The organism is Alcanivorax sp. HI0083 (assembly GCF_001635175.1).
Genome location: NZ_LWFX01000920.1, coordinates 1 through 21,081 on the forward strand (window position 1 = coordinate 1; position 21,081 = coordinate 21,081).

Annotated in this window: 18 protein-coding genes; 15 read left to right on the top strand and 3 right to left on the bottom strand. The window is 57.1% G+C overall.

Going from position 1 to position 21,081, the window contains the following annotated elements; translation table 11 throughout:
• The 9 genes from A3754_RS27640 to gcvPB form a co-directional block, all read left to right on the top strand.
• Nucleotides 1-1,554 (top strand): Ig-like domain-containing protein (locus A3754_RS27640; protein ID WP_231880577.1); only part of this gene is annotated, 1,554 nt, incomplete at its 5' end.
• 356 nt (nt 1,555-1,910) lie between these two features.
• Nucleotides 1,911-3,266 carry an outer membrane protein transport protein gene (locus A3754_RS09680; RefSeq protein WP_063519501.1) on the top strand — a complete coding sequence of 452 codons (1,356 nt, stop codon included), beginning with the start codon at nt 1,911-1,913 and terminating at the stop codon, nt 3,264-3,266.
• A 12-nt stretch (nt 3,267-3,278) separates the two neighbouring features.
• Nucleotides 3,279-6,533 (top strand): Ig-like domain-containing protein, encoded by a 3,255-nt coding sequence (locus tag A3754_RS09685; RefSeq protein ID WP_063519502.1) that lies wholly within the window; start codon nt 3,279-3,281, stop codon nt 6,531-6,533.
• 310 nt (nt 6,534-6,843) lie between these two features.
• Nucleotides 6,844-8,202: an OmpP1/FadL family transporter gene (locus tag A3754_RS09690; RefSeq protein ID WP_063519503.1), complete on the top strand. Its 1,359-nt coding sequence runs from the start codon at nt 6,844-6,846 to the stop codon at nt 8,200-8,202.
• An 18-nt stretch (nt 8,203-8,220) separates the two neighbouring features.
• The gene (locus A3754_RS09695) at nt 8,221-11,181 is read left to right on the top strand and encodes an Ig-like domain-containing protein (protein WP_063519504.1); all 2,961 of its coding nucleotides are present in this window, start codon (nt 8,221-8,223) and stop codon (nt 11,179-11,181) included.
• Nucleotides 11,182-11,317: 136 nt separating this feature from the next.
• Nucleotides 11,318-12,397, top strand: a complete 1,080-nt coding sequence (gene gcvT / locus A3754_RS09700) for a glycine cleavage system aminomethyltransferase GcvT (RefSeq protein ID WP_063519505.1) — start codon at nt 11,318-11,320, stop codon at nt 12,395-12,397.
• Between the two features lie 172 nt (nt 12,398-12,569).
• The gene (gene gcvH, locus A3754_RS09705; protein WP_063519506.1) at nt 12,570-12,956 is read left to right on the top strand and encodes a glycine cleavage system protein GcvH; all 387 of its coding nucleotides are present in this window, start codon (nt 12,570-12,572) and stop codon (nt 12,954-12,956) included.
• 150 nt (nt 12,957-13,106) lie between these two features.
• Nucleotides 13,107-14,465: an aminomethyl-transferring glycine dehydrogenase subunit GcvPA gene (gene gcvPA / locus A3754_RS09710; protein ID WP_063519507.1), complete on the top strand. Its 1,359-nt coding sequence runs from the start codon at nt 13,107-13,109 to the stop codon at nt 14,463-14,465.
• Nucleotides 14,462-15,928, top strand: coding sequence for an aminomethyl-transferring glycine dehydrogenase subunit GcvPB (gcvPB, locus tag A3754_RS09715; protein WP_063519508.1), 1,467 nt, complete (start codon nt 14,462-14,464; stop codon nt 15,926-15,928). The genes gcvPA and gcvPB overlap by 4 nt, the downstream gene beginning before the upstream one ends.
• Before the next feature lie 132 nt (nt 15,929-16,060).
• On the opposite strand, the gene A3754_RS09720 is transcribed toward gcvPB, so the two are convergent.
• Nucleotides 16,061-17,035: an integron integrase gene (locus A3754_RS09720; RefSeq protein ID WP_063519509.1), complete on the bottom strand. Its 975-nt coding sequence runs from the start codon at nt 17,033-17,035 to the stop codon at nt 16,061-16,063.
• 710 nt (nt 17,036-17,745) lie between these two features.
• Between A3754_RS09720 and A3754_RS09730 the strand changes: the two genes are divergently transcribed.
• From A3754_RS09730 to A3754_RS09745, 4 genes are all read left to right on the top strand, one after another.
• Nucleotides 17,746-18,108 carry a hypothetical protein gene (locus A3754_RS09730; protein WP_063519081.1) on the top strand — a complete coding sequence of 121 codons (363 nt, stop codon included), beginning with the start codon at nt 17,746-17,748 and terminating at the stop codon, nt 18,106-18,108.
• Between the two features lie 84 nt (nt 18,109-18,192).
• A complete protein-coding gene (locus tag A3754_RS09735) occupies nt 18,193-18,465 on the top strand; it encodes a hypothetical protein (RefSeq protein ID WP_063519511.1) in 273 nt (90 codons plus the stop codon).
• A gap of 100 nt (nt 18,466-18,565) precedes the next feature.
• Nucleotides 18,566-18,982 (top strand): MAPEG family protein, encoded by a 417-nt coding sequence (locus A3754_RS09740; RefSeq protein WP_063519512.1) that lies wholly within the window; start codon nt 18,566-18,568, stop codon nt 18,980-18,982.
• A 107-nt stretch (nt 18,983-19,089) separates the two neighbouring features.
• Nucleotides 19,090-19,449: a hypothetical protein gene (locus A3754_RS09745; protein WP_063519513.1), complete on the top strand. Its 360-nt coding sequence runs from the start codon at nt 19,090-19,092 to the stop codon at nt 19,447-19,449.
• 119 nt (nt 19,450-19,568) lie between these two features.
• Here A3754_RS09745 and A3754_RS09750 read toward each other — a convergent pair whose 3' ends face one another.
• Together A3754_RS09750 and A3754_RS09755 are read right to left on the bottom strand one after the other, a co-directional pair.
• Nucleotides 19,569-19,865: a type II toxin-antitoxin system RelE/ParE family toxin gene (locus tag A3754_RS09750; RefSeq protein ID WP_063519514.1), complete on the bottom strand. Its 297-nt coding sequence runs from the start codon at nt 19,863-19,865 to the stop codon at nt 19,569-19,571.
• Entirely contained in the window at nt 19,865-20,104 is a 240-nt protein-coding gene (locus A3754_RS09755) for a type II toxin-antitoxin system ParD family antitoxin (RefSeq protein WP_012140687.1), read from the bottom strand. The genes A3754_RS09750 and A3754_RS09755 overlap by 1 nt, the downstream gene beginning before the upstream one ends.
• 127 nt (nt 20,105-20,231) lie before the next feature.
• Here A3754_RS09755 and A3754_RS09760 point away from each other — a divergent pair, with 127 nt between their 5' ends.
• Together A3754_RS09760 and A3754_RS09765 are read left to right on the top strand one after the other, a co-directional pair.
• Entirely contained in the window at nt 20,232-20,609 is a 378-nt protein-coding gene (locus A3754_RS09760; RefSeq protein WP_063519515.1) for a VOC family protein, read from the top strand.
• 127 nt (nt 20,610-20,736) lie between these two features.
• Nucleotides 20,737-21,039: a hypothetical protein gene (locus A3754_RS09765; protein WP_197468601.1), complete on the top strand. Its 303-nt coding sequence runs from the start codon at nt 20,737-20,739 to the stop codon at nt 21,037-21,039.
• Nucleotides 21,040-21,081: the final 42 nt, after the last annotated feature.

Consider the following 21,081-nt stretch of genomic DNA (forward strand, 5'->3'; position numbering starts at 1 on the left):
AGCCTGGTGATGCGACCGGCTGAGCCGCTGGCCTTTGGTGAAAGTTATACCGCCGTGGTGGATGGCAGCGTGACGGATCTGGCTGGTAATGCAGTCAACCCGGTGAGTCAGAGTTTCGAGTTGGCGGCCCTTGTCGGTGATCTGCCGCCGCCCCGTGTGCTGACGACCTATCCAGGCTTCCCCTGTGCCAGTGACAAGGAGCACTGGGAAATCGAGTTCGGCAACCACGGTTTTTGTCAGGGTGGCAAAACCGAAGATGACCGTAACCCGGTTTCCCACCTGCCGGCAGACCGGGCTATCCGGATTAATTTCACCCGCGATATCGCTCCTGATTCCGTGGTCTTTGACAACAGCGCCGCCTGTGATGTGGGCAGCTTCCGGGTCGAGAAAGTGGAATTGAACCCGGCGACGGGTACGCCGATGCGTTATGACGATGGCGACAAGCGTAAATATCGCTGTGAAGCCGGCGTCACCGGTTCACTGGACGTGGGTACGCGCAGCCTGGTCTTTACCCCGGATGAGCCCTGGGAAGAAGGGGTGTATTACCGTTATGCCTTGCAGAGTGTGAATGCCACCAGCGGGCAATTACCGGATGATTGCACCTCCGGCGAAGCCATTTGCTCGACTGATGGCAAACGTTTGCAGACTGCCATGTTGCGTGCCCCCGCCGATGATATGGGCGGCCCGGATATAGAGAATCACTTTATCGGTGCGGCGCCCACGGCATCGGTGTTCCAGCCCCTGAAAAACCTGCCCACCGCTGACCTGAATGGCAATGGCCGTTTTGATAATGGTGAGCCGGGTTACGAGGGTGGCGAGCCGGGAGCCAACACTACCGCGTTGATCATTGATACCAGCAAGGGAGATGGTGGCAGTGAAGGGGGAGTGTCTGACCCTTCTCTGGTTTGTGATTTGCCGGAACAGTGCGGAATTCATGTGGTTGGGGGGCTTAACTCCGAAGTGATGGGCGCTGATGCGCAGCCCTATGATGACCCGTCGACGCCGGAGGTTGAAGCCTGGCCAGCCGTGAAGGTGTGGCTGTATCCAACGATGATTCAGGCGTCTTCGGTTACCCTGAAAGTGAAAATTCTGGGAATTGCGGAGAGTGATACACCCACTGAATCCCAGTTCATGCGTATGCGCTACAACTGCGTTGCCTGGCCTGAAGACGCGGATAATTTCTGTGGCAAGAAAAAACCGGATGGCAGCTTTGTCTATGATAGCTGGGAGCGTCAGGGGCTGATTCCCGGTCTGATCGTGCAAACCCCGAACGGGCCGGAGTTCCGTGCCGATGTGAGGCTCTATCTGGATGCCCCTTACATGCACATTTTGCTCGATGGTTCTCATAACCAGCATAGTTACCCGCTGACCATGAAATTGGCCGGGCCGGTGACCTTCTTGCCGGATGGACGAATGGTGATTGAACAATTGAACAGTAACGATATCGCAGTGGACGTAAACTTGTCCGTGCTGATCCTGAGCCCGAAAATCTACCTGAAGATTCCGGCGGGTGGCGTCAAGCTCCAGTACCTGGGCGAGCCCATCAAGCAATAACCGGTGTTTGTGTTTTTACAACCGGCCTTCGGGCCGGTTTTTTTATGCCTGCTGTGCAGGCGGGTTGGGCGCCGTAACGGGCCCGTTACCTTTCCTGCCCGGTAAAGGAGGCTTTCGTCTGCCGCTTCCCGTTACAGATCCATAACACTTCGCAGCATATCCCACCCCCGCGCGTACCTTTCTCAACCAATCCCAACCTTTTCTCAACGGCTCTAGCACGGGCGTTTTGTTTTACTTATTGCATATACACAGGGGGGAATAGCGAGAGGCTGCATAGCCTTCACGTGTTGTTCTCCCAGCGCCTGAGACGGTAAACCTTGGGCGAAAAACCGAATAACAAACGCCGGAGACGCGCTATGACAACCAAGAAACTGTCCCAATGGGGGGCGGCTGCAATCATTTCTACTGCATTATCGGCCCCTGCTTATGCTGCCATGGGCAATACAGCCAGCACCTATGGTTTGCTGCCTACGGATGTGGGGACCGCGCAAGCGCTTTCCATGTTCAACACCCAGGCGTCCGCGTTGTACTACAACCCGGCCTACCTGACCCAGGACCCTCGTGGTGAGCTGACCTTGGGGCTGCTGCACGGTGAGCAAGAGCTTCGGGCGGTGAGTCAGGGCAATCCCAGTGGCGGCGCCCCGGCGGTTATTCGTGACGGCGATGTGCTTAACGATACCGATTCCCAGCAGACCATCATCGCCCTGAAAACCGATCTCACCGATCTGACCCAGTTTGGGCATCCCATCTATTTCGCCATTATCGCCGGCGTGGAAAAATACGGTGAAGAAATGCTGGCTTTCAAATCCGAAAATTCCCGGGAAGGGCAGTTTTTCAACTACGGTCGCCAGCCATTGTTCCTGAATCTGGGTGGCGGCATCGAGCTGGCCAACGGGATTACCTCCGGGGCCTCTGCGCATATCTCCCTGCGCTCCGATGCCAAGTTGGTGGCCAGCGCAAATCTGGCCGGCGAAACCCAGTACGAAGAATTGAACGTGACCGCCAAGCCGGTGATTCGTCCGGTGCTGTCGCTCAACTTCGAATGGGATGAAGTGTTTTGCGGCAAGGAAGATTGCGGTATCTGGACCGGCCTGGAAACCGCCTTCGCGTTTCGTGGCCACACCGAAGCGCGCACCTCGGTGGAATCCAACCTGACCATCCCCGGTACCGTGATTGACCCGGGTATTACCGTACTCATCGACACCATCGATTCCTATCAGCCGGATATTTTCAGTGCCGGTATTCTTTATCACTTTAGTGACAACTTCCGCGCGGCGGTGACGGTTGAGCAACAGAACTGGAAAGACCTGGAAGATGAACTGGCCCGTGACACCGTGAAAGATCAGGCCTTTGCGACCTTCAAGGATATCGTGGTGCCCCGCGTGGGCGCAGAGTGGACGGTCAATGAGCACCTGATTCTGTCTGCGGGTGTGGCGTATCAGGAAAGCCCGCTGGAAAGTATTCAGACTCCGGACGTGAACTACCTGGATAGCGACAAGATTATTGCTGGCGTGGGTAGCTCCCTGATCATTCAAGATCCGCCGATTCTGGCCTACCCGCTGCGCCTGGACTTTGGTTACCAATTCCAGAAACTGGAAGAGCGTGATTTCGAGCTGACCACCACCCGCCCCGGTGTGGCCAACCCCTATGAAGTCGTGACAGCTGATGGCGATGTTCATGTGTTTTCCGGCTCCATCACGCTGAAGTTCTAACGGAGGTGCCCCATGAAAAATAACAAACTGGCTCTCACTGCACTGGCGGCCGCACTGGTCGCCGGTTGCGGCGGCAGCGACGATAGCGTGAGCTTCAATACCCCGACCTTTGACGCTCGCAATCTGCATTACACCTACCCGCTGGATAATCAGCAGCAGGTCGCGCCGCGTGCCATCATTGCCCTGCAGTTCAGCCATGAAGTGACGGCGGATGCCAGCAACTTCACCATGACGGGCCCGGATGATGAAGCGGTACCGTTTACCCTGGAATCCGTGGCCGATGGCCGAGGTGTGGTGCTGACACCGGACGATGTCCTGAAGCCGGCGTCGGACTACAAGGTGGTAATGAATGGCGTCACCGTGCTGGGTGAAACCACCACCTTCAAAGACGGCACCCTGAATTTCACCACCCGTGCGGCGCTGGAAGGTCCGATTGAGACCCAGAAGACCGCTGCCAGCTTTGAAGTGGAATCCATCTTCCCGGATGACGGGCAATTCAAGAGCATGGATTTCTCTTCGTTCCGTCTGCGCACCACCCATCCCATTGATTCTTCTTCCGTTGTCTACGGCGACACCATCAGCCTGATGAACAATGGCGAGGTTGTGCCCGCCTTGCTGCTGGTCGGTCGGACTACCATCACCGTGGATCCGCTGGAAGACATGACGCCTGGTGATACCTATGAGCTGAGTGTCAACGGTGTGAAGAGTCAGCTGGGCGAAGACATTGCCGACTATTCGCATTCCACTGTGCCCCAGGACACCACCTCGCCCACTACCGGTGAGCGTGCGGTGCTGGTGACCAATGTGCCGCCGGCGGATGATTCTCTGGGGTGTCTGGATGACGGCGTACGCTTGTCGGAACTGACCGGCCAGCCGATCAACTGTGTGCCGGTGATTGGCACCTTGCTGCAGGACAAGACGGTGTCCAAGCAGTCCGGTGACGTTTACGCCGAACTGGCTTTTGCGCCTAAGTTTCCCGACGTGACCCCGCTGCGGGTAAAGCGCGGCGGGATCCTGAAAGGGGATGCGCTGGAAGTCTTTATCGGCGGCGAAGTGCCGGTGGGATTCGACTCCGGTGAAGTGACCGTGGAAATCATCTCCGATGCCACCGGTTACCTGTTCCCCAACCCCAATGCGGAAAGTGACGACGCGCCCAAGCAGCTGCGGCTGTTTATGGACGTGGCCACGTCCACCGCCGATGCCCGTGCCAATGGCGCCTTTACCCAGAACCTGATGCACCTGGAACTGGTGGGCACCGGCCTGATTGAAGATGGCCAGCTCAACACCGATGCCATTACCATTGTGGAGCCGCGGGTACTGGGCGTGGATAACGCCTATGGTGTGCTCAGCTTCCGCATGGAGTCTTATCAAGATCAGGAGAACGCGCCTCTCAAGCCTTTCGATACGGTAAGTCCTTTTGTGCCTGTTCTCGACGGCGACAATGGCATGGAGCTGTCCTGGCAGCCCGGAAATGTGGCCGACCGCATGGAGCCTGGTGACCCCATCATCATCCATTTCAATGAAGTCCTGGAGAAGGAAACCATTGTTGCCGGTGAGAGCTTGATGCTCACCAAAGGTGGGGCGCAAGAACCGTTCAGCTGGAAGCTGGATGGCAGTGCCTTGATCATCACTCCGGATGCCCCGGTGGAATATGGTGTGGAGTACGTAATTACCACCACCCCGGATATTACGGATCTGGAAGGTAACCCCTTGCAGATGCTGGATACCCTGGAAGGGGATAACAGCCTGGACTTCAGCCTGCCGGAGTATGTGGTCAATGATCCGGACGATGTGCGCAGAGGCCCATTCGCAGCCACCGTCTACCCGGGCTTCCCCTGTGCCAGCAGTAATGCCAGCCAGGCCGAGATTGATGCCGGCACCCAAGGCGTGTGCATCTCCTCCAACGAGGAAAGTGCGCAAGTGGAAGTGGATGAACTGCCGATTGTGGATCTGCCCGCAAACCGCTCCATTCGTGTGCGTTTTTCCCAGAACATGGATCCGGCAACCATCCTCCTCGGCGATACCTTCCTGGTGCAAAAAGACGAAGGCGGCAGCTGGGTCGACGTGGAGGGTGAACTGGTGCTGGACCCACGCGCGCTGACGTTCACACCAGAGCAAGCCTGGGAAGAGGGTGCTCTGTACCGTTATGTGATGACATCCAATGGCGGTGGCACCGGTTGTGCGGGTATGTGTTCGGTGGATGGTCTGCCGCTGCAGACAGCGCTGTTGCTTGGGGCTGGCCAGAAAGAAGGGGGCCCGGACATGGAGATTCTGTTCCAAGGCGGGCCGGCGGCGACCACCGTGTTCCAGGAACTGGCCAACCTGCCCAGTGCCGATGTGAACAATAACTTCCAGATCGATTCCGGTGAGCCGGTTGTCAGCGGTGACGTGATTGACCCCGCCGACACGCCGGCCAATGCCACCATGATTCTGCCCCGCGATGGCGGCGGCACAGGTCTGGTGACCAGCGCCAATACCGGTTGTGGTTTTGAAGGGGCGCCGCCCTATGGCCCGGAAGACCAGAGCCAGTGTGACAGTAACCGGATCATGTATGTGACGGGCTTGCTGAACACCGAAATTCTGGACTTCGATGCCGAGCAACAAGGTGTGCCCGTGGTGATCTACCCGACCACTGTGGCACTGACCAATCTGGATGCCACGGCGGTGGTCGGGCTGGATCTGAATGTGACCGATGGGGGCAGTACCCTGGATGCGATCCCGGTACTGGGGCCGATCCTGACCGGCATCCTTGATGTCACCCTCAGCACCCTGGACGATGCGCTCAATGCGCTGGCCGGGGAATTCGGCGGCGATGGCGTGCTCAACAGCCTGCTGGAAGTGGTAGGCGATGTGGGCCTGGTGCCGATTGAGACCGCCACCGGCCCGAACATCATGCGTGTTCGCTACGAGCCCGAGGACCCCAATGACCCGAACAGTCCACGCACGGTCCCGCCGGTGGGCTACATCGTGGAAACGCCGGACGGCCCGGTGTTCCGGATCCAGTTTGACCTGCTGTTCGATGCCCCGGCCCTGAGCCTGCCGCTGGGTCTGGAGCACAACGTCAAAGGGCTGCCCATCGACAATGTGGATCTGGAAGGGCCGCTGGACTTCCTGCCTGATGGCCGCCTGTTCATTGGTCTGCAGAACCTGGAATCCAAGAACGTGGATCTGGAGATCAGTCTTGCTGGCCTGGAAGGCGGGCAGGTGAACCTGATCATTCCGCCGGGTGGCATCAACCTGAGCTACCAGAGCGCGTCTATCCAGTAATTCTGGCCGCGTTTCTGCCTTGCGCTGCGCCCCGCTTGTCGGGGCGTAGTTATTTCTGCCGCCGTTCGTCGACAATTCCCTCTAAGGCGCCTCAGATGGCACGGCCGTGCCCGAACTCGTCAGCGAATACCCTGTCTACCTCGTCACTGTTTAAAAGAATTTTACGGTTTGCCGTCGTGATTGACGCCAAATAGCGCTTTCTACCTATGTGAGTAACTGTTCACTTTTGCATAGGGTGGGCTCCCCCCGTCGCCTCCCTCGGCGACAAACAACGTAAAAGCAACAAGAAAACAGTGTAGGAGTACAACAAATGACTGTGTCTTTTTCGGGACGTGTCGCCGCCGTAGCCGGTGGTGTGTTGGTGCAATCTGTTGCCTTGGCGAGCATGGGTAATATCGGCACAACGTATGGCGTGTTGCCCTCGGATATTGCCTCCGCACAGGCGCTCAGCCTCTTCAATGATCAGGTGTCCGCCACTTACTACAACCCGGCGGCGCTGGCCAAAGACCCCCGTGGCGAACTGACCGCAGGCCTGATGCATGCCGAACATGAATTGCGCGCCAAAAGCCTGGGCGGTGCCGATGCGCCAATCCGTAACGGTGATGTGCTGCAGGACTCGCCCTCCCAGCATATGTTGTTGGGCATGAAAACCGACCTGACTTCACTCACCCAATACAACCACCCGATTTATTTTGGCCTGATGCTGGGGGTGGAAAAATACGGCGAGGAAATGCTGGCGTTTGATTCCTCCACGTCCCAGCAGGGCCAGTATTTTGAGTACGGTCGCCAGCCCCTGTTCCTGAACCTGGGTGGCGCTACCCAGCTGTGGCGAGGCATCGATGTGGGCGCCACGGCGCGGATTACCCTGCATGCCGCCGCAGATCTGTCCGCTACCACAGACCTGGCCGGCAACACCCAGTACGAAGAACTGGATGTCTCCGCCAAACCGTCCATTCGGCCGATTTTCGGTATCAACATGGACTGGGGCGAAACCTTCTGTGGTGAAGGCGATGATTGCTGGTTCAACGGTTTGGAAACCGCCTTTTCCTATCGTGGCTATTCCAACACCAAAACCGAAGTGAACGCCAACGCGGTGATTCCCGGGGTGATTCCCAACCCGGGCCTGATGCTCAACATCAACACCCTGGATTCCTACCAGCCGAACATTCTCGCCGGTGGTGTGCAGTACCAGTCAGGCCGCTGGCGTACCGGTGTGACTATCGAATGGCAGGAATGGTCTGCCCTGGAAGACGAATTCGATAATGACACCATCAAGGACCAGACCGTTAGCGGGCAACCTGGCCAGCTGGAATTCCAGGACGTGATTATCCCGCGCATCGGCACCCAGTTCCGGCTGAATGAGAATTTCTCATTCACCGGGGGGGTGGCTTACAGCGAATCACCACTGGAATCCAATGCGTCGGTGGATGTGAACTACCTGGATACGGATAAATGGATCATCGGCCTCGGCGTCACCGCGGAATACAAGAAAACCCGTATTCTCGCTTTCCCGGTCCGTTTTGATCTGGCCTACCAGCACCAGATCCTCGAAGACCGCACCTTCGACATTTACGACACCCAGTCCGCCGTCTACCCGCAGCCCAGCGAGCAGGTGGAAGCCAGCGGTGAGGTGAATGTGATCAGCGGCTCCATCACCCTGAAATTTTAAGCCCGGGAGGCAAACACAATGATGCGAACGAGCGTACTTTTCGCCACCGCACTGGTGCTGACCGCCTGCGGTGGTGGTGGCAGTGAACAGACCGTGGATTACAGCGGCCGCAACAGCGGGCAGGTGTTCTACAGCTACCCGGCGGACCAGCAAACCCAGATATCGGTGCATGCGCCACTGGTGGTGCAGTTTTCCGAGGCGCCGGGCCTGGTGCTGTCGGACATTACCCTTACCGGCCCGGACGGTGCCGTTGATGTGGACATGAGCGAAGCCGATCAGGGGCGCTCCGTGGTGATCACGCCGCGCGTGCCGTTGGCCTTCAACAGCGACTATACCCTGAGCCTGAACGGCATCGACCTGGACGGTTTCAGTGACGGCACCCTGAACTTCACCACCGGCTCCGCCGGCACGGGGCCGCAGGACCAGCAGCAGAACGCGGATGAGCTGGTGATCAGCCGGCAAATGCCGTCGGGTGGCGACGACCAGCCCTTCATGGACTTCTCCACCGTTCACCTGCAATTCTCGCAGCCACTGGATCGCACCACCGTGGATAACACCACGGTCAGCCTTAACGATGCCGGCGGCAACCCGGTGGCGGCCACCTTATTGGTGAGCGGCACACGACTGACCCTGGACCCGCAGGAGGATCTGGCCCCGGGCAGCGATTACACCCTGGAACTGGACGCCGCCCTGACCAGTAAAGCCGGCGTGGCCTACAGCGGGGAAAACAGCATCACCTTGACCCCGCAGGATTCCACCCCACGGGAAACCCTGGTGCTGGAAGCCATGGCCGCAGATCCTACCAAGGATTGTGGCGAGGACGGTGTCATGCTGTCGCCGCTCAGTGGCGAGCCGATCAACTGCGTGCCGCTGATTGCCAAACTGTTGGGTGACACCACCGTTTCCAAACTGTCCGGCAATGTGTTTGCCGAGCTGGGCTTCGTGCCCAATTACCCGGATGCCACGCCGCTGCGTATCAGCAAGGGCTCGCTGCTTAGCGGGGAGCCACTGGAAGTACTGATTGGCGGCCAGCTGCCGGCGGGGTTTGATTCCGGTGATGTCACTGTCAGCTTCCTGTCCGATGCCTCCGGCTATTTGTCGCCGGCACCGTACAGTGCGGCCCCGGAAGCGCCACGGCGGGTGCAGCTGACCCTGGATCTGGCCTTCTCCACGGCTGACTCCCGCGCCAACGGCGCCTTCACCCAGACGCTGTTGCAGGTCGAGTTGGTGGGGCGCGCCATTGTTGAAAACGGGCGCATGGTGATTGACGCTATCGGGGTGATTGAGCCGGAAGTGCTGGGCATCGAAACCGCCTACGGCGTGCTCAGCTTCCACATGGAATCCTACGCCGACCAGGTTAATGCACCGGAACCGGAGGTGGATATCACTGGCCCCAGCCTGCAAAGCTGGCAGCCCGGTGATTACGCCGACCGTTTCCGCCCTGGCGACCCGGTGGTGTTGAACTTCGATGAAACTCCGAACCAGGACACCATCATCCCGGGCACCACCGTGAGCCTCACCGAACAGGGGGCCCAGGTGCCCTTCCAGTGGCGTCTCGACGGTGCGTCCCTGGTGCTGACACCGGACGATCCGCTGGCCTTCGGCAGCGACTATCAGGTGGCGTTTACCGATGGCGTGCAGGACCTGAGCGGCAACCCGGCAAACCCGGAAACCCTCGATTTCACCATGGTGGATGCCACCACCAACAGCCCGCGCACGCCCTACACCACCACGGTGTACCCCGGATATGGCTGCGCCATTGATCCCGGCAGCGAAGACCTGGGCAACGGTATTCAGGGTGAGTGCGCCAGTGCCTACCAGGATCAGGCCGGTGATCTGCTGCCGGTGCCCACCATGCCCGCCAACCGTGCCATCGAAGTGCAGTTCTCCCGCAACATGGCGGCCGACAGCATGGTGCTGGGCAGCACCTGCGGACAAGGCAGTGTACGGGTAGAGAAAATCGACACCGCCGGCAACTGCCTGGAAGCGGTGCCCGCTCACCTGAGCATGGAGGCCCGCAAACTGACCATTACCCCGCAACAGCCCTGGGAAGACGGCACGCTTTACCGCTATGTGCTGGCGTCCCACGAGCAGGCCGGTTGTGCCGGTGAGGTGATTTGTTCGCAAGATGACATGCCGCTGCAGACCGCCCAGTTACTGGGGCCGGATGCGGACAAGGGTGGGCCGGATATGGCGATTGCCTTCACTGGCGCCGCGGCCACCGACAATGTGCTGCTGCCGCTGCGCAACCTGCCCAAGGCCGATGTGAATGCCAACTTCCTGCTCGACGACAGCGAAACCAAGGCCCAGGAAGTGCCACCGGGCAGCGGCCAGTATCCCACCCCGACCAATGCCGCCAAGCTGGCGGTGCTGGACACCGGCGGGATCGCCACGGCGGCAAATATTGGCTGCAATATCAACGACACCTGCCCGGCGGATAAATTCACCTATCTCAACGGCGGTATCAACGCGGATATTGTGGGCTGGAACGACGCTGAGCAGGCGGTAGAGGTAACGCTGTACCCGCCTGTGTTGATGACAACCAACACCGACGTCTACGCACAGATTGCCGGCCTGGTCAGCCCGAACGTGCCCACCGAGCCGTTGGTCATGCGTGCCCGTTATGCCGACGATGGCAGCGGCAATCGCACCCAGCCGCTAACCGGCTGGATCCGCTATGACGCCGCTGAAGACCAGCTGATGTTCGATACCACGCTGGACCTGTTGCTCGACGCCCCGGAAATGGAAGCGCCGTTGGGGCTGCCGTTCAACCTGCACAGCTACCCGCTGGATGATCTCCAGTTGTCCGGTCCGGTGGATTTCCTCCCCGATGGCCGTCTGGTCATTGGCTTGCTGAGCCTGGCGGAGCAGAACATCGACGTGCGTATTGGTGGGGCCCTGGCCACCATCGACCTGCAGATCCCGGCGGGTGGGGTGAACCTTACCTTCCAGAGCGGGTCCATCAAGAAACCGCAGTAACGCCACCGTCCCTGACGGTGATAGTCAAGCCGGCCTGCGGGCCGGCTTTTTTGTGGATACGGATTCCCGGCCCAGCCTATGCCGCCCGGCCCCGTGTCGATATAATTCCCCACTCACTCGTTCCATGGTGCTTTTTATGGCTCACCGCACAGCTTTATACGACGCCCATCTCGCTGCTGGCGGCAAGATGGTGGACTTCGGCGGCTGGGATATGCCGATCAATTATGGCTCCCAGATCGAAGAGCATCACGCCGTGCGTCAAAATGCCGGCGTGTTCGATGTCTCCCACATGACCGTGGTGGATATTGCCGGCGCCGGTGCCCGTGATTACCTGCGCCAGCTGCTGGCCAACGACGTGGACCGCATTGATCCGGGCCGCGCCCTGTACACCGGCATGCTTAACGACAATGGCGGCGTGATCGACGACCTTATCGTCTATAAACAGGACAATGGCTACCGACTGGTGGTAAATTGCGCGACCCGTGAGACCGACCTGGACTGGATGGAAAAGCAGGCCGGCGGTTTTGCCGTGGATATTCACGAGCGCCCGGAACTGGCCATGCTGGCGATTCAGGGGCCGAAGGCCCGCGAGATCCTTGCCGGCCTGCTCAGCGGCGCCCGTGCCGAGGCGGTCAGCAGCCTGAAAATTTTTGCCTTCGCGCAGGACGGTGACTGGATGATCGCCCGCACCGGCTACACCGGCGAAGACGGCGTGGAAATCATGCTGCCCAACGCGGATGCCGTGACCCTGTGGGGCCAGTTGCTGGCCGCCGGCGTTGCCCCCATCGGCCTGGGTGCCCGTGACACCCTGCGCCTGGAAGCGGGGTTGAACCTTTACGGCAACGACATGGACAACACCATCACGCCGTGGGAAGCCAACATGGGCTGGACGGTGATGCTCAACGACCGCGAATTCATCGGTCGCCAGCCACTGCTCAACCAGCAGGAAAACGGCCACGCCGAGCAGGTGGGCCTGATCCTGGAAGGCAAGGGCGTGTTGCGCGCCCACCAGAAAGTACTGATGCCCAATGGCGAAGAAGGGGAAATCACCAGCGGTACCTTCTCGCCCACACTGGGCAAATCCATCGCCCTGGCGCGGTTGCCGGCAGGGGCGACCGGCAAGGTGGATGTGGAGATCCGCAACAAGCGCCAGGTCGCCCAGGTGGTCAAGCCGCCGTTCGTGCGTAATGGCGAGGTCGTGTACAAAGAGCTGTAAGTTCCACAACGGTAATCGAAACCTGCTGTAGGAGCTTGCTTGTAAGCGAACCTGCTCGCGGTACCCTCGGGGGAATTCGCTTGCAAGCAAGCTCCTGCGAAAACACATTTACTATTTCAGCGTGCATGCGTGAAGCGTGTCGCGTGCAAGCGACTCTTAACAGGAGAAAACAATGAGCGAGATTCCAGCCGAGCTGCGTTATGCCGCCAGCCACGAATGGGCCAAGGTAGAAGACGGTGTTGCCACCGTTGGTATCAGTGACCACGCTCAGGATGCCATGGGCGATCTGGTCTATGTGGAACTGCCGGAAGTGGGCCAGGTGGTAGCCGCCGGTGATGAAACCGGTGTGGTGGAATCCGTGAAAGCGGCCTCCGACATTTACAGCCCGGTGTCCGGTGAAATCGTTGAGATCAACGAAGCACTGGAAGATGAGCCGGAACTGGTCAACAACGTTCCCTATGAAGGCGGCTGGTTGTTCAAAGTGCAGCTGACCGACGAAGGCGAGCTGGACAACCTGCTCACCGCCGACCAGTACCAGGCGCAGATCGATAGCGAATAACGGCGTAGCCGTTTTCGCAGCCGGATGCCAGACGCCGGACGCACGACGCTTTGGGTTCTCGCTTAGCGTCAGGCGTTCGGCGTCAAGCGTCAGGCCGGTGTCAGAATACCGTGGCCTGACAGCCAACACCCAAACCATCAGGTAGCCCCAATGCCCTACATCCCCCATACCCCCGATGACGTTCGTGCCATGCTCGTCGCCATTGGCGCCGACAGCATCGAAGATTTGTTCGATGAGATTCCTGCGCACCTGAAAGCCGCTGGCAAGCTGGATGCCTTGCCTGAAGGCCTGAGCGAAATGGAAGTGACCCGCCTGATGAGCGAGCGCGCCGCCCAGGACGCTGGCGCGGTGAGCTTTATCGGGGCCGGTGCCTACCAGCACCACATTCCGGCGGCGGTATGGGAGATTGCGACTCGCGGTGAGTTCTACACGGCTTACACCCCGTACCAAGCAGAGGCCAGCCAGGGCACCCTGCAGGTGATCTACGAATTCCAGACTCTGATGACTCGCCTCACCGGCATGGACGTGAGCAACGCTTCCGTCTATGACGGCGCCTCCGGCCTGGCCGAAGCCGTGCTGATGAGCCTGCGTGCCAACCGCAAGAGCAAGTCCCGCAAGGTGCTGGTCCCCACCGCCTTGAACCCGCGCTACACCAGCGCCACCCGCGCCATCGTGGAAAACCAGGACGTGGCACTGGAGATGGTGGAATTCGATGCCGCCGGCGGCCAGACCCCACTGGAGATGCTCAAGCCCTATGAGGGTGAAGATTTTGCCGCACTGGTGATCAGCCAGCCCAACTTCTTTGGTTCGCTGGAAGACGTGGATGCGCTCACCGATTGGGCCCATGCCAACAAGATGCTGGTTATCGGTGTGGTGAACCCGACCTCTCTCGCGCTGCTGACGCCTCCCGGTGAATGGGGCACAGAAGGTGCGGATATCGTTGTGGGTGAAGGGCAGCCGCTGGGTGTGCCGTTGTCCTCCGGTGGCCCGTACTTCGGCTTCATGTGCTGCAAGCAAAAACACGTTCGGCAAATGCCGGGCCGTATCATCGGCCGCACCGTGGATATGGAAGGCAAGCAGGGTTTCACCCTGACATTGCAGGCCCGCGAACAACACATCCGCCGCTCCAAGGCCACCAGTAACATCTGTACCAACCAGGGCCTGGCCATGACGGCGGCGACCATTTATACCTCCCTGCTGGGGCCGGATGGCCTCGGCAATGTGGCGGCCCACTGCCATGCCAACACCCAGGCACTGGCCGACAAGCTCACCGCCATCGACGGTGTAGAGCGTGCCTTCACCGCGCCCACCTTCCACGAGGTGGTGCTGACTTTACCCAAGCCGGCGGATCAGGTGCTGGCGGCGCTGGCCGAGAAAGACGTGCTGGGCGGTGTGAGCCTGGCGAAAGACTACGACATGGCCAGCGCGATTTTGGTGAACGCCACCGAAGTGCACAGCGAAGGTGATCTGGATTTGTTTGCAGCGGCGCTGAAGGAGGTGCTGGCATGAGCGAGACACAACTGATTTTCCAACTGTCTCACCCGGGCCGTAGCGCCACTTCCCAAGCGCCCAAGGCGCTGGCGGAGGACAAGTTGTCCGCCATTCCTGCGCACCTGCGCCGCAAGGAAAAACCGGGGCTGCCGGAAGTGTCCGAGATGCAGGTGGTGCGCCACTACACCAACCTTTCAGCCAAGAACTTCGCCATCGACAAACAGTTCTATCCGCTGGGCTCGTGCACCATGAAGTACAATCCCCGTGGAGCCAACCGTGCCGCCATGCTGCCGGGCTTTTTGAACCGCCACCCGCTGGCGCCGGAAAGCCACAGCCAGGGTTTCCTCAGCTGCATGTTCGAACTGCAGAACTTCTTGAAAGAAGTCACCGGCATGAAGGGCGTATCCCTCGCCCCCATGGCCGGGGCCCAGGGTGAGTTTGCCGGCGTGGCCATGATCCGTGCCTACCACGATGCACGCGGCGACGATCAGCGTACTGAAATCCTGATCCCCAACGCCGCCCACGGCACTAACCCGGCCACCGCCGTCATGTGTGGCTACAAGGTCCGTGAAGTGCCGGTCGGCCCGGATGGCGACGTGGACCTGGAAGCGCTCAAGGCTGCCTGCGGTCCGCAGACCGCTGGCCTGATGATGACCAACCCGTCTACTTGTGGCGTGTTCGAACGGCAGATTGAAGACATCGCCAAAGCCGTCCACGAAGCCGGTGGACTGCTTTATTACGATGGCGCCAACCTGAATGCCATCCTCGGTAAAGTTCGTCCCGGTGACATGGGTTTCGACGTGATCCACATGAACCTGCACAAGACCTTCGCCACCCCCCATGGCGGCGGTGGTCCCGGTGCTGGCCCGGTGGGTGTCTCCGAGCGTCTGTTGCCTTACCTGCCCACCCCCATGGCCGGCCAGCGTGATGATGGCAGCTATCACTGGATCGACACCGACACTCTGGACACCAGCATCGGTCACCTCAGTGCCTTTATGGGTAACGCCGGGGTGCTGCTGCGTGCCTATTTCTACGCTCGTTCACTGGGCCGCGAAGGCATGATCCGCGTGGGCGAATTCTCCACCCTGGCCGCCAACTATCTGCTCAAGCGACTGGAAGCGGTGGGCTGCACCGCCGCCTACCCGGATCGTCGCGCCAGCCACGAGTTCATCCTCACTTTCGCAAAAGAAGCGAAAGAGCTGGGCGTCACCGCCATGGATATCGCCAAGCGCCTGCTGGACTACAACCAGCACGCACCCACCACCTACTTCCCGCTGCTGGTGCCGGAGTGCTTCCTTATCGAGCCCACCGAAACCGAAAGCAAGGAAGCGCTGGACGAATTCGTGGAGGCCATGGCCGCCATCCTGGAAGAAGCGCGCAACGAACCGGATAGGGTGAAAGAAGCACCCTTCACCCAGCCGGTGCGTCGCCTGGATGATGTGAAGGCGGCAAGGGAACTGGACCTGACCTGGAGCGAATAAGAGACGCAGCACGCAACACGCAACATGTCTGAAGCGATTAAAACCCGGCGAAAGCCGGGTTTTTTTATGCGTGAAGAGCGGTCGGACGTCTGAAGTCGGGAGTCGGAAGTATAAAACACAAAGCGGATCGCCTCAGCCCCGCCCAAGCGGGCTCATGACGCCAGCGAAGCCTTGGCCGAGCACGTGGGTATAAATCTGGGTGGTATTTAGATCACTATGGCCAAGCAACTCCTGGACCGTGCGAATATCGGTACCGTTGAGCAACAACTGTGTGGCAAAAGAGTGGCGGAAGGTATGGGAGGTCGCAGGCTTGTTGATCCCCGTATCACGAACGGCTTGGCGAACCGCCTTTTGAACAGCAGATACATGGATGTGATGACGTACCCAATTTCCCTCTCTGTCCTGACAAACGTTTGAGGATGGAAATATCCAGTGCCACTGAGAGGAAATATTGGCAAACGGGTATTTGCGCGACAGGGCAGCAGGCATGGAAACTGGTGTTCTTTTCTGGGCCGGTGTTTTATTAATTCTGCTTGTTGTTGCTTTGATAATCCTGTTCAAAACAGGAGATAGGGGGTCAGGCAGCAGCGTTGTGCGATCCTTTCCTCCCTTGCCGTCCCGGACAGTGATTGTCTTGTTGCTGAAATCAATGTCCTTAATGCGCAGCCGGGCAACTTCTGTCACGCGCATGCCGGAGCCGTAGATCAGAGAAATAATCAATCGGTGGGGGGGCGGCAAGAGTTCAATTACGGATAAAGCTTCAGAATGGGACAACACTACCGGGAGTTTGGCGGGGCGCTTGGCGCGACTGATGTTCTCCACCTCTCCCAGAGGCTGATGAATCACATGTCGATACAGGAAAACCAGAGCATTTAGCGCCTGATTTTGAGTGGCAGCAGCCACATTTCGGCTTGTTGCAAGCCAGGTTAGGAAGAGAGATACCTCTCGTTCGGCCATCTCGGCAGGATGGCGTAACTTGTGAAAGCGTATGAAATAGCGAATCCAGTACCAGTAGGTTTTCTCGGTACGATGACTGTAATGGCGCACCCTGATCGCCTCGCGAAACTGCTCACGAAGCCTGGGGCGGCCTGCACGCTCCTTGTGCATGGGCTGACTCCTGTAACTTAGCTGTACATATGGACAGCATTATTGAGTTAGAGAAATGAAGAAGTCAACATATTGAATAATGCGCTGGGAGGCTGGTTTGTAACTTGCTGACTTTTCTGGTTTTATCTTTCAATATGCAAATTGATAAACCGTGATATGAAGCCGGCGCGTTCATTGGATATTCGAGCCGGCTTCCTAATACCTGTTATATGCTCGCAGAGGGTAAACCTCAAACCTCGAGGAATTTAATTTGGAGATGATAATTACAATTGCGGGTACTGTGCTGACTGCTATCGGCACTGGTGTCACAGTTTGGCAGGCGTCGAAAGTTAAATCCTATAGGGATCAGATCGCTTTTGACCTCAGAAAGCTCCACTTGTCGGAAGTCGCGGAGTTGTTAAAGAGGGCGCAAGATGAAGGACGAAAACTTCTCTCTCAAGTGCAGCAGTTGAATCGTGGAAAAAGCATATTGACCATAACTGATGCGATTCAGTCATATATTGATAAGGCCGTAAATTTAATTCACTTAAACGGCCCGGACTCAGATCTAAGAACCCAAATCTTACAGTCTCAACAAAAATTACGACAGTTCCAGAACACTGAGGATGAGAACGAAAAGCGGCAGTGTGTGTCTGACATGCACACAATAATTCAAGACTCGATATCAATGTGTAGTGAGAGAGTGAATAGTTTGGAGTACGGAGACGAAAATGACTGACCTTGAAAGTGAGCTCAACAAAATCAAATTTCACATCAACCTAATTGGGGAAACGTTGGATTCTCGTGAAAATCCTATACCTAGCCTCGTGATTCATATGAACTGGGATGAATCTGACTTAGATTCAGCGCACGATATTTTTGAAAAATATGACAGCATGGTCGAGGCGGAGGAAGAGGTAAATTGGCAAGCTTTTGAAATGGAATTGAGAGATAGGTTTGGCATTGGGTATCAAACTGTAAAGAGCATAGTCTTGGCGTTTTTCCGAAACCACCAATGGACTGAGGTGTGTACTCTTTATGCTAAAGCTTACGAGTGTATGGAGTTTCATGAAATCACACGCCACAAAGATTAATGTCGCATATAACAATCGCAGGCAGCGCGACCCATTTTTCGCTGCGCTTCAAATGGTCGCCTGCTCCGGGCGTTAGGAGGGTATATGTATTTTGTGCTTCGAGTTATTCGAGGGTTTTGTGGTTTTGTATTTGCTTTGCAGGCTCTACATGTAGTCCAGTCGATAGTGTGGTTGCTTTCAAATGGAACCTCTGGTGTGGATATCGGGAAGTTCATGGCCCTTCTTTTGATTAAAGTTATTGTCCTCGCTATTTCCGGTGCTCTGTTCTTTGGTCTGCGGTGGCTGATTAATCGACTCCATTCAAAAATGAAGGGGTGTCCCCATCCATCATTAGCGGAGAAACGGTGGGCGTTATAGCTCCTAACAAGCGGTGGCAGGCGGATCAAATTTCCGCTCCTTCCTCGCTCCAATTTGCCCGCTGCACCGGGCGTTATGCACATAAAATTTGGAGTCACGGATGAGTTCTAGTCATATTTTTTGGCCTGTTCTGGCACAGGTCTTTCTGACCTTAGTGATGTTTATCATTCTTGGGGCAAGGAAAGCGGGCGCGGTGAAAGCCGGCAAGGTCAATCGACAACAAGCGGCTCTCGACAACCGAGTGTGGCCGGAAAATGTCGTCAAAGTTTCCAACAACATTGCCAATCAGTTTGAGATTCCGGTTCTTTTCTACGTTCTCTGTTTCGTTCTATATAGTATCAACGCTGCCGGATCTGTCGCAGTATTTCTGGCGTGGCTCTTCGTCGTGAGCAGGTACGCCCACGCATACGTGCATGTGACTTCAAACTATATACCAGTGAGGCTGCCACTCTTCATGACCGGAGCCTTGGTCTTGCTGGCTATGCTGGCTGTATCGGCCTGGAATTTGGCCGCATGACGCATGCTTGCATAACAAGTGCAGGCACGGCGACGCCTACTACATTGCGCCTTCGGCTCCATTCCGTAGGCGCGCATGCTGCAAGCGCTATGATCAATTAAAAATCAATGAAAGTGCCAAGAAAAAATAAACACTGGTTAGAAGAAATTACCGTTGCCATGGAAAATAATAGCTATGGCGGCGTGGTTGAAAAGCAATCTACAGAAACTTCTGAGGTGCTTAAGATTGCAATTTGTGCCACAAAAGATGCAGCAAAAAATCGAGGTATATCAAAAGCGTCGGTTATAGAAAATGTCATTTCAGAGATTGAAGAAATCGTCAGAGATGACATGAATCGGGATATGGAGCCGGAAGGCGTTTCTTTAGAGGTTCAGTATTTTCTTTCTTACTTAGACGCAAGTGTACTTTTCGGTGTGATCTCAGAGCGTAAGGCTGAGGAAATCATGAACCACTATACGGAGTCTTGAGGTCCATCAGCCTAACAAGCAGTGGCCAGCGCTACGCACCTTTTGTGTTACTCGCTGGCGCTCAAACATTAACACAAAATGCGCTCCGGGCTGGCTGCGCCGGCACTGGACGTTATGCCCTAAAGCAAATGCCCCTCAGGCAACATGCGTTTGTGTAGGATGCGGATAATTTCAACAATTCCCTCGGTGGCTAGACGATAAAATATGATGTGGCTCCCCTGAGGGTACTGTCGGTAGCCCGGACTTATCTCATCGCAAGCTTGCCCCAAGTTCGGATTATCGGCCAGAAGGTGGAAGCATTGGTCGAACTGGAGAAGATAGTGGTTTCGTTGATCCCGGCCCCATTCACGCTCCGTGTATAGGGCAATAGATTTGAGGTCAGCTTTGGCCTTCCTGGAAAGCCTGAAACTTGGCATCAGCGCCCTTCATTGTCCAGTTCACGAATAAACGAGTCATAGGAGTAGTCTTCGAAACCACTGTCCTCGCCTTCCTTGAGCAGTTTACGAAGTGTAGTCAGGCGGGTTTCAGACTCTTCAAGCAGGCGTAATGCGGCACGAACGACCTCGCTGGTTGAGCTGTATCGGCCATTTTTGAGCTGTTCTGCAATGAACGCATCAAAATGTTGGCCTAAAGTGATGCTGGTATTCTTTTGCATGATGCCACCTCGGTAGTACCAATAATTGGTATATTTTGGTCCAAGCGACATAGCAATGCAATCCACGCGACAAGCGCGTGAGCGCGTAGCGTTATGCCTGCAAGTAAACCCAAGAAAGGAATCACCGGTGTTCAAAGTAAAAGCAACCCAGCATGTGCTGGCAGTCAGGGATCTCGAAATCACGGAAAACTACTTTCTGGACAAGCTTGGATTTTCCGTCCGTTTTCGTGTGGACGGCTGGTCTTTTCTTAGCCTGGGCGGTTTTCATGTAATGGTAGGCCATTGCCCGGACGAAATGTCTGCCGGTGATACCAACGAGCATTCGTATTTCGCCTATGTGAATTGTGAGAGCATCGACGACCTTTACCAGGATTATCAAAAGCGTGGCGCTGATATTTTTCAGGAGATTGCAGATAAGCCCTGGGGATTGCGTGAGTTTGGTGTAGCCACACCGGATGGTCACCGGATCATGTTTGGTGAGGATATTGATCCAGGCGGGCCGTAAATCAGGTCGATACAACTTACGGGGCTGCACGCGTGGCCCCTCTTCTTCGTTTCAGTGAGCCCCCTCCTCGCTAGTCCCTCCGCCATTAATATGCTATCCAGAAGTCATTCAGAATGAGGATGAATGGATGCATTTTCTCAAGGCAACCTTGATTGGCGGGGTGGCGTTTCTTATCCCGGTTGTTGTGCTCATGGTGGTGTTTGGCAAGGCGTTTGATCTTATGTCGCGCCTGGCGGCGCCGGTGCAGCGCTTTGTGCCTCTGGAGTCGATTGGCGGGATTGCGGTGGCGGACCTGGTGACCGTTTTGGCGATGGTGCTGGTGTGCTTGCTCGCCGGCCTGTTTGCCATGAGCCGGGTGGCGCGGCGGTTTTACCATCGCCTGGATGCCCTGTTAATGCTGTTGCCCGGCTATGCCTCAAGGAGCCTCTGAATAACTCCTTGCATGCTCAGTCTTTCAGGCTGGTTCGCAATC

Excerpts from the sequence above, each read along its gene's own strand:
- gcvPB (WP_063519508.1), top strand. The coding sequence starts at position 14,462 with ATGAGCGAGACACAACTGATTTTCCAACTGTCTCACCCGGGCCGTAGC.
- A3754_RS09695 (WP_063519504.1), top strand. The coding sequence starts at position 8,221 with ATGATGCGAACGAGCGTACTTTTCGCCACCGCACTGGTGCTGACCGCC.
- A3754_RS09680 (WP_063519501.1), top strand. The coding sequence starts at position 1,911 with ATGACAACCAAGAAACTGTCCCAATGGGGGGCGGCTGCAATCATTTCT.
- A3754_RS09745 (WP_063519513.1), top strand. The coding sequence starts at position 19,090 with ATGAAAGTGCCAAGAAAAAATAAACACTGGTTAGAAGAAATTACCGTT.
- A3754_RS09730 (WP_063519081.1), top strand. The coding sequence starts at position 17,746 with ATGACTGACCTTGAAAGTGAGCTCAACAAAATCAAATTTCACATCAAC.
- A3754_RS09740 (WP_063519512.1), top strand. The coding sequence starts at position 18,566 with ATGAGTTCTAGTCATATTTTTTGGCCTGTTCTGGCACAGGTCTTTCTG.
- A3754_RS09765 (WP_197468601.1), top strand. The coding sequence starts at position 20,737 with ATGCATTTTCTCAAGGCAACCTTGATTGGCGGGGTGGCGTTTCTTATC.
- A3754_RS09755 (WP_012140687.1), bottom strand. The coding sequence starts at position 20,104 with ATGCAAAAGAATACCAGCATCACTTTAGGCCAACATTTTGATGCGTTC.
- gcvT (WP_063519505.1), top strand. The coding sequence starts at position 11,318 with ATGGCTCACCGCACAGCTTTATACGACGCCCATCTCGCTGCTGGCGGC.
- gcvH (WP_063519506.1), top strand. The coding sequence starts at position 12,570 with ATGAGCGAGATTCCAGCCGAGCTGCGTTATGCCGCCAGCCACGAATGG.
- A3754_RS09720 (WP_063519509.1), bottom strand. The coding sequence starts at position 17,035 with ATGCACAAGGAGCGTGCAGGCCGCCCCAGGCTTCGTGAGCAGTTTCGC.
- gcvPA (WP_063519507.1), top strand. The coding sequence starts at position 13,107 with ATGCCCTACATCCCCCATACCCCCGATGACGTTCGTGCCATGCTCGTC.
- A3754_RS09685 (WP_063519502.1), top strand. The coding sequence starts at position 3,279 with ATGAAAAATAACAAACTGGCTCTCACTGCACTGGCGGCCGCACTGGTC.
- A3754_RS09690 (WP_063519503.1), top strand. The coding sequence starts at position 6,844 with ATGACTGTGTCTTTTTCGGGACGTGTCGCCGCCGTAGCCGGTGGTGTG.
- A3754_RS09735 (WP_063519511.1), top strand. The coding sequence starts at position 18,193 with ATGTATTTTGTGCTTCGAGTTATTCGAGGGTTTTGTGGTTTTGTATTT.
- A3754_RS09750 (WP_063519514.1), bottom strand. The coding sequence starts at position 19,865 with ATGCCAAGTTTCAGGCTTTCCAGGAAGGCCAAAGCTGACCTCAAATCT.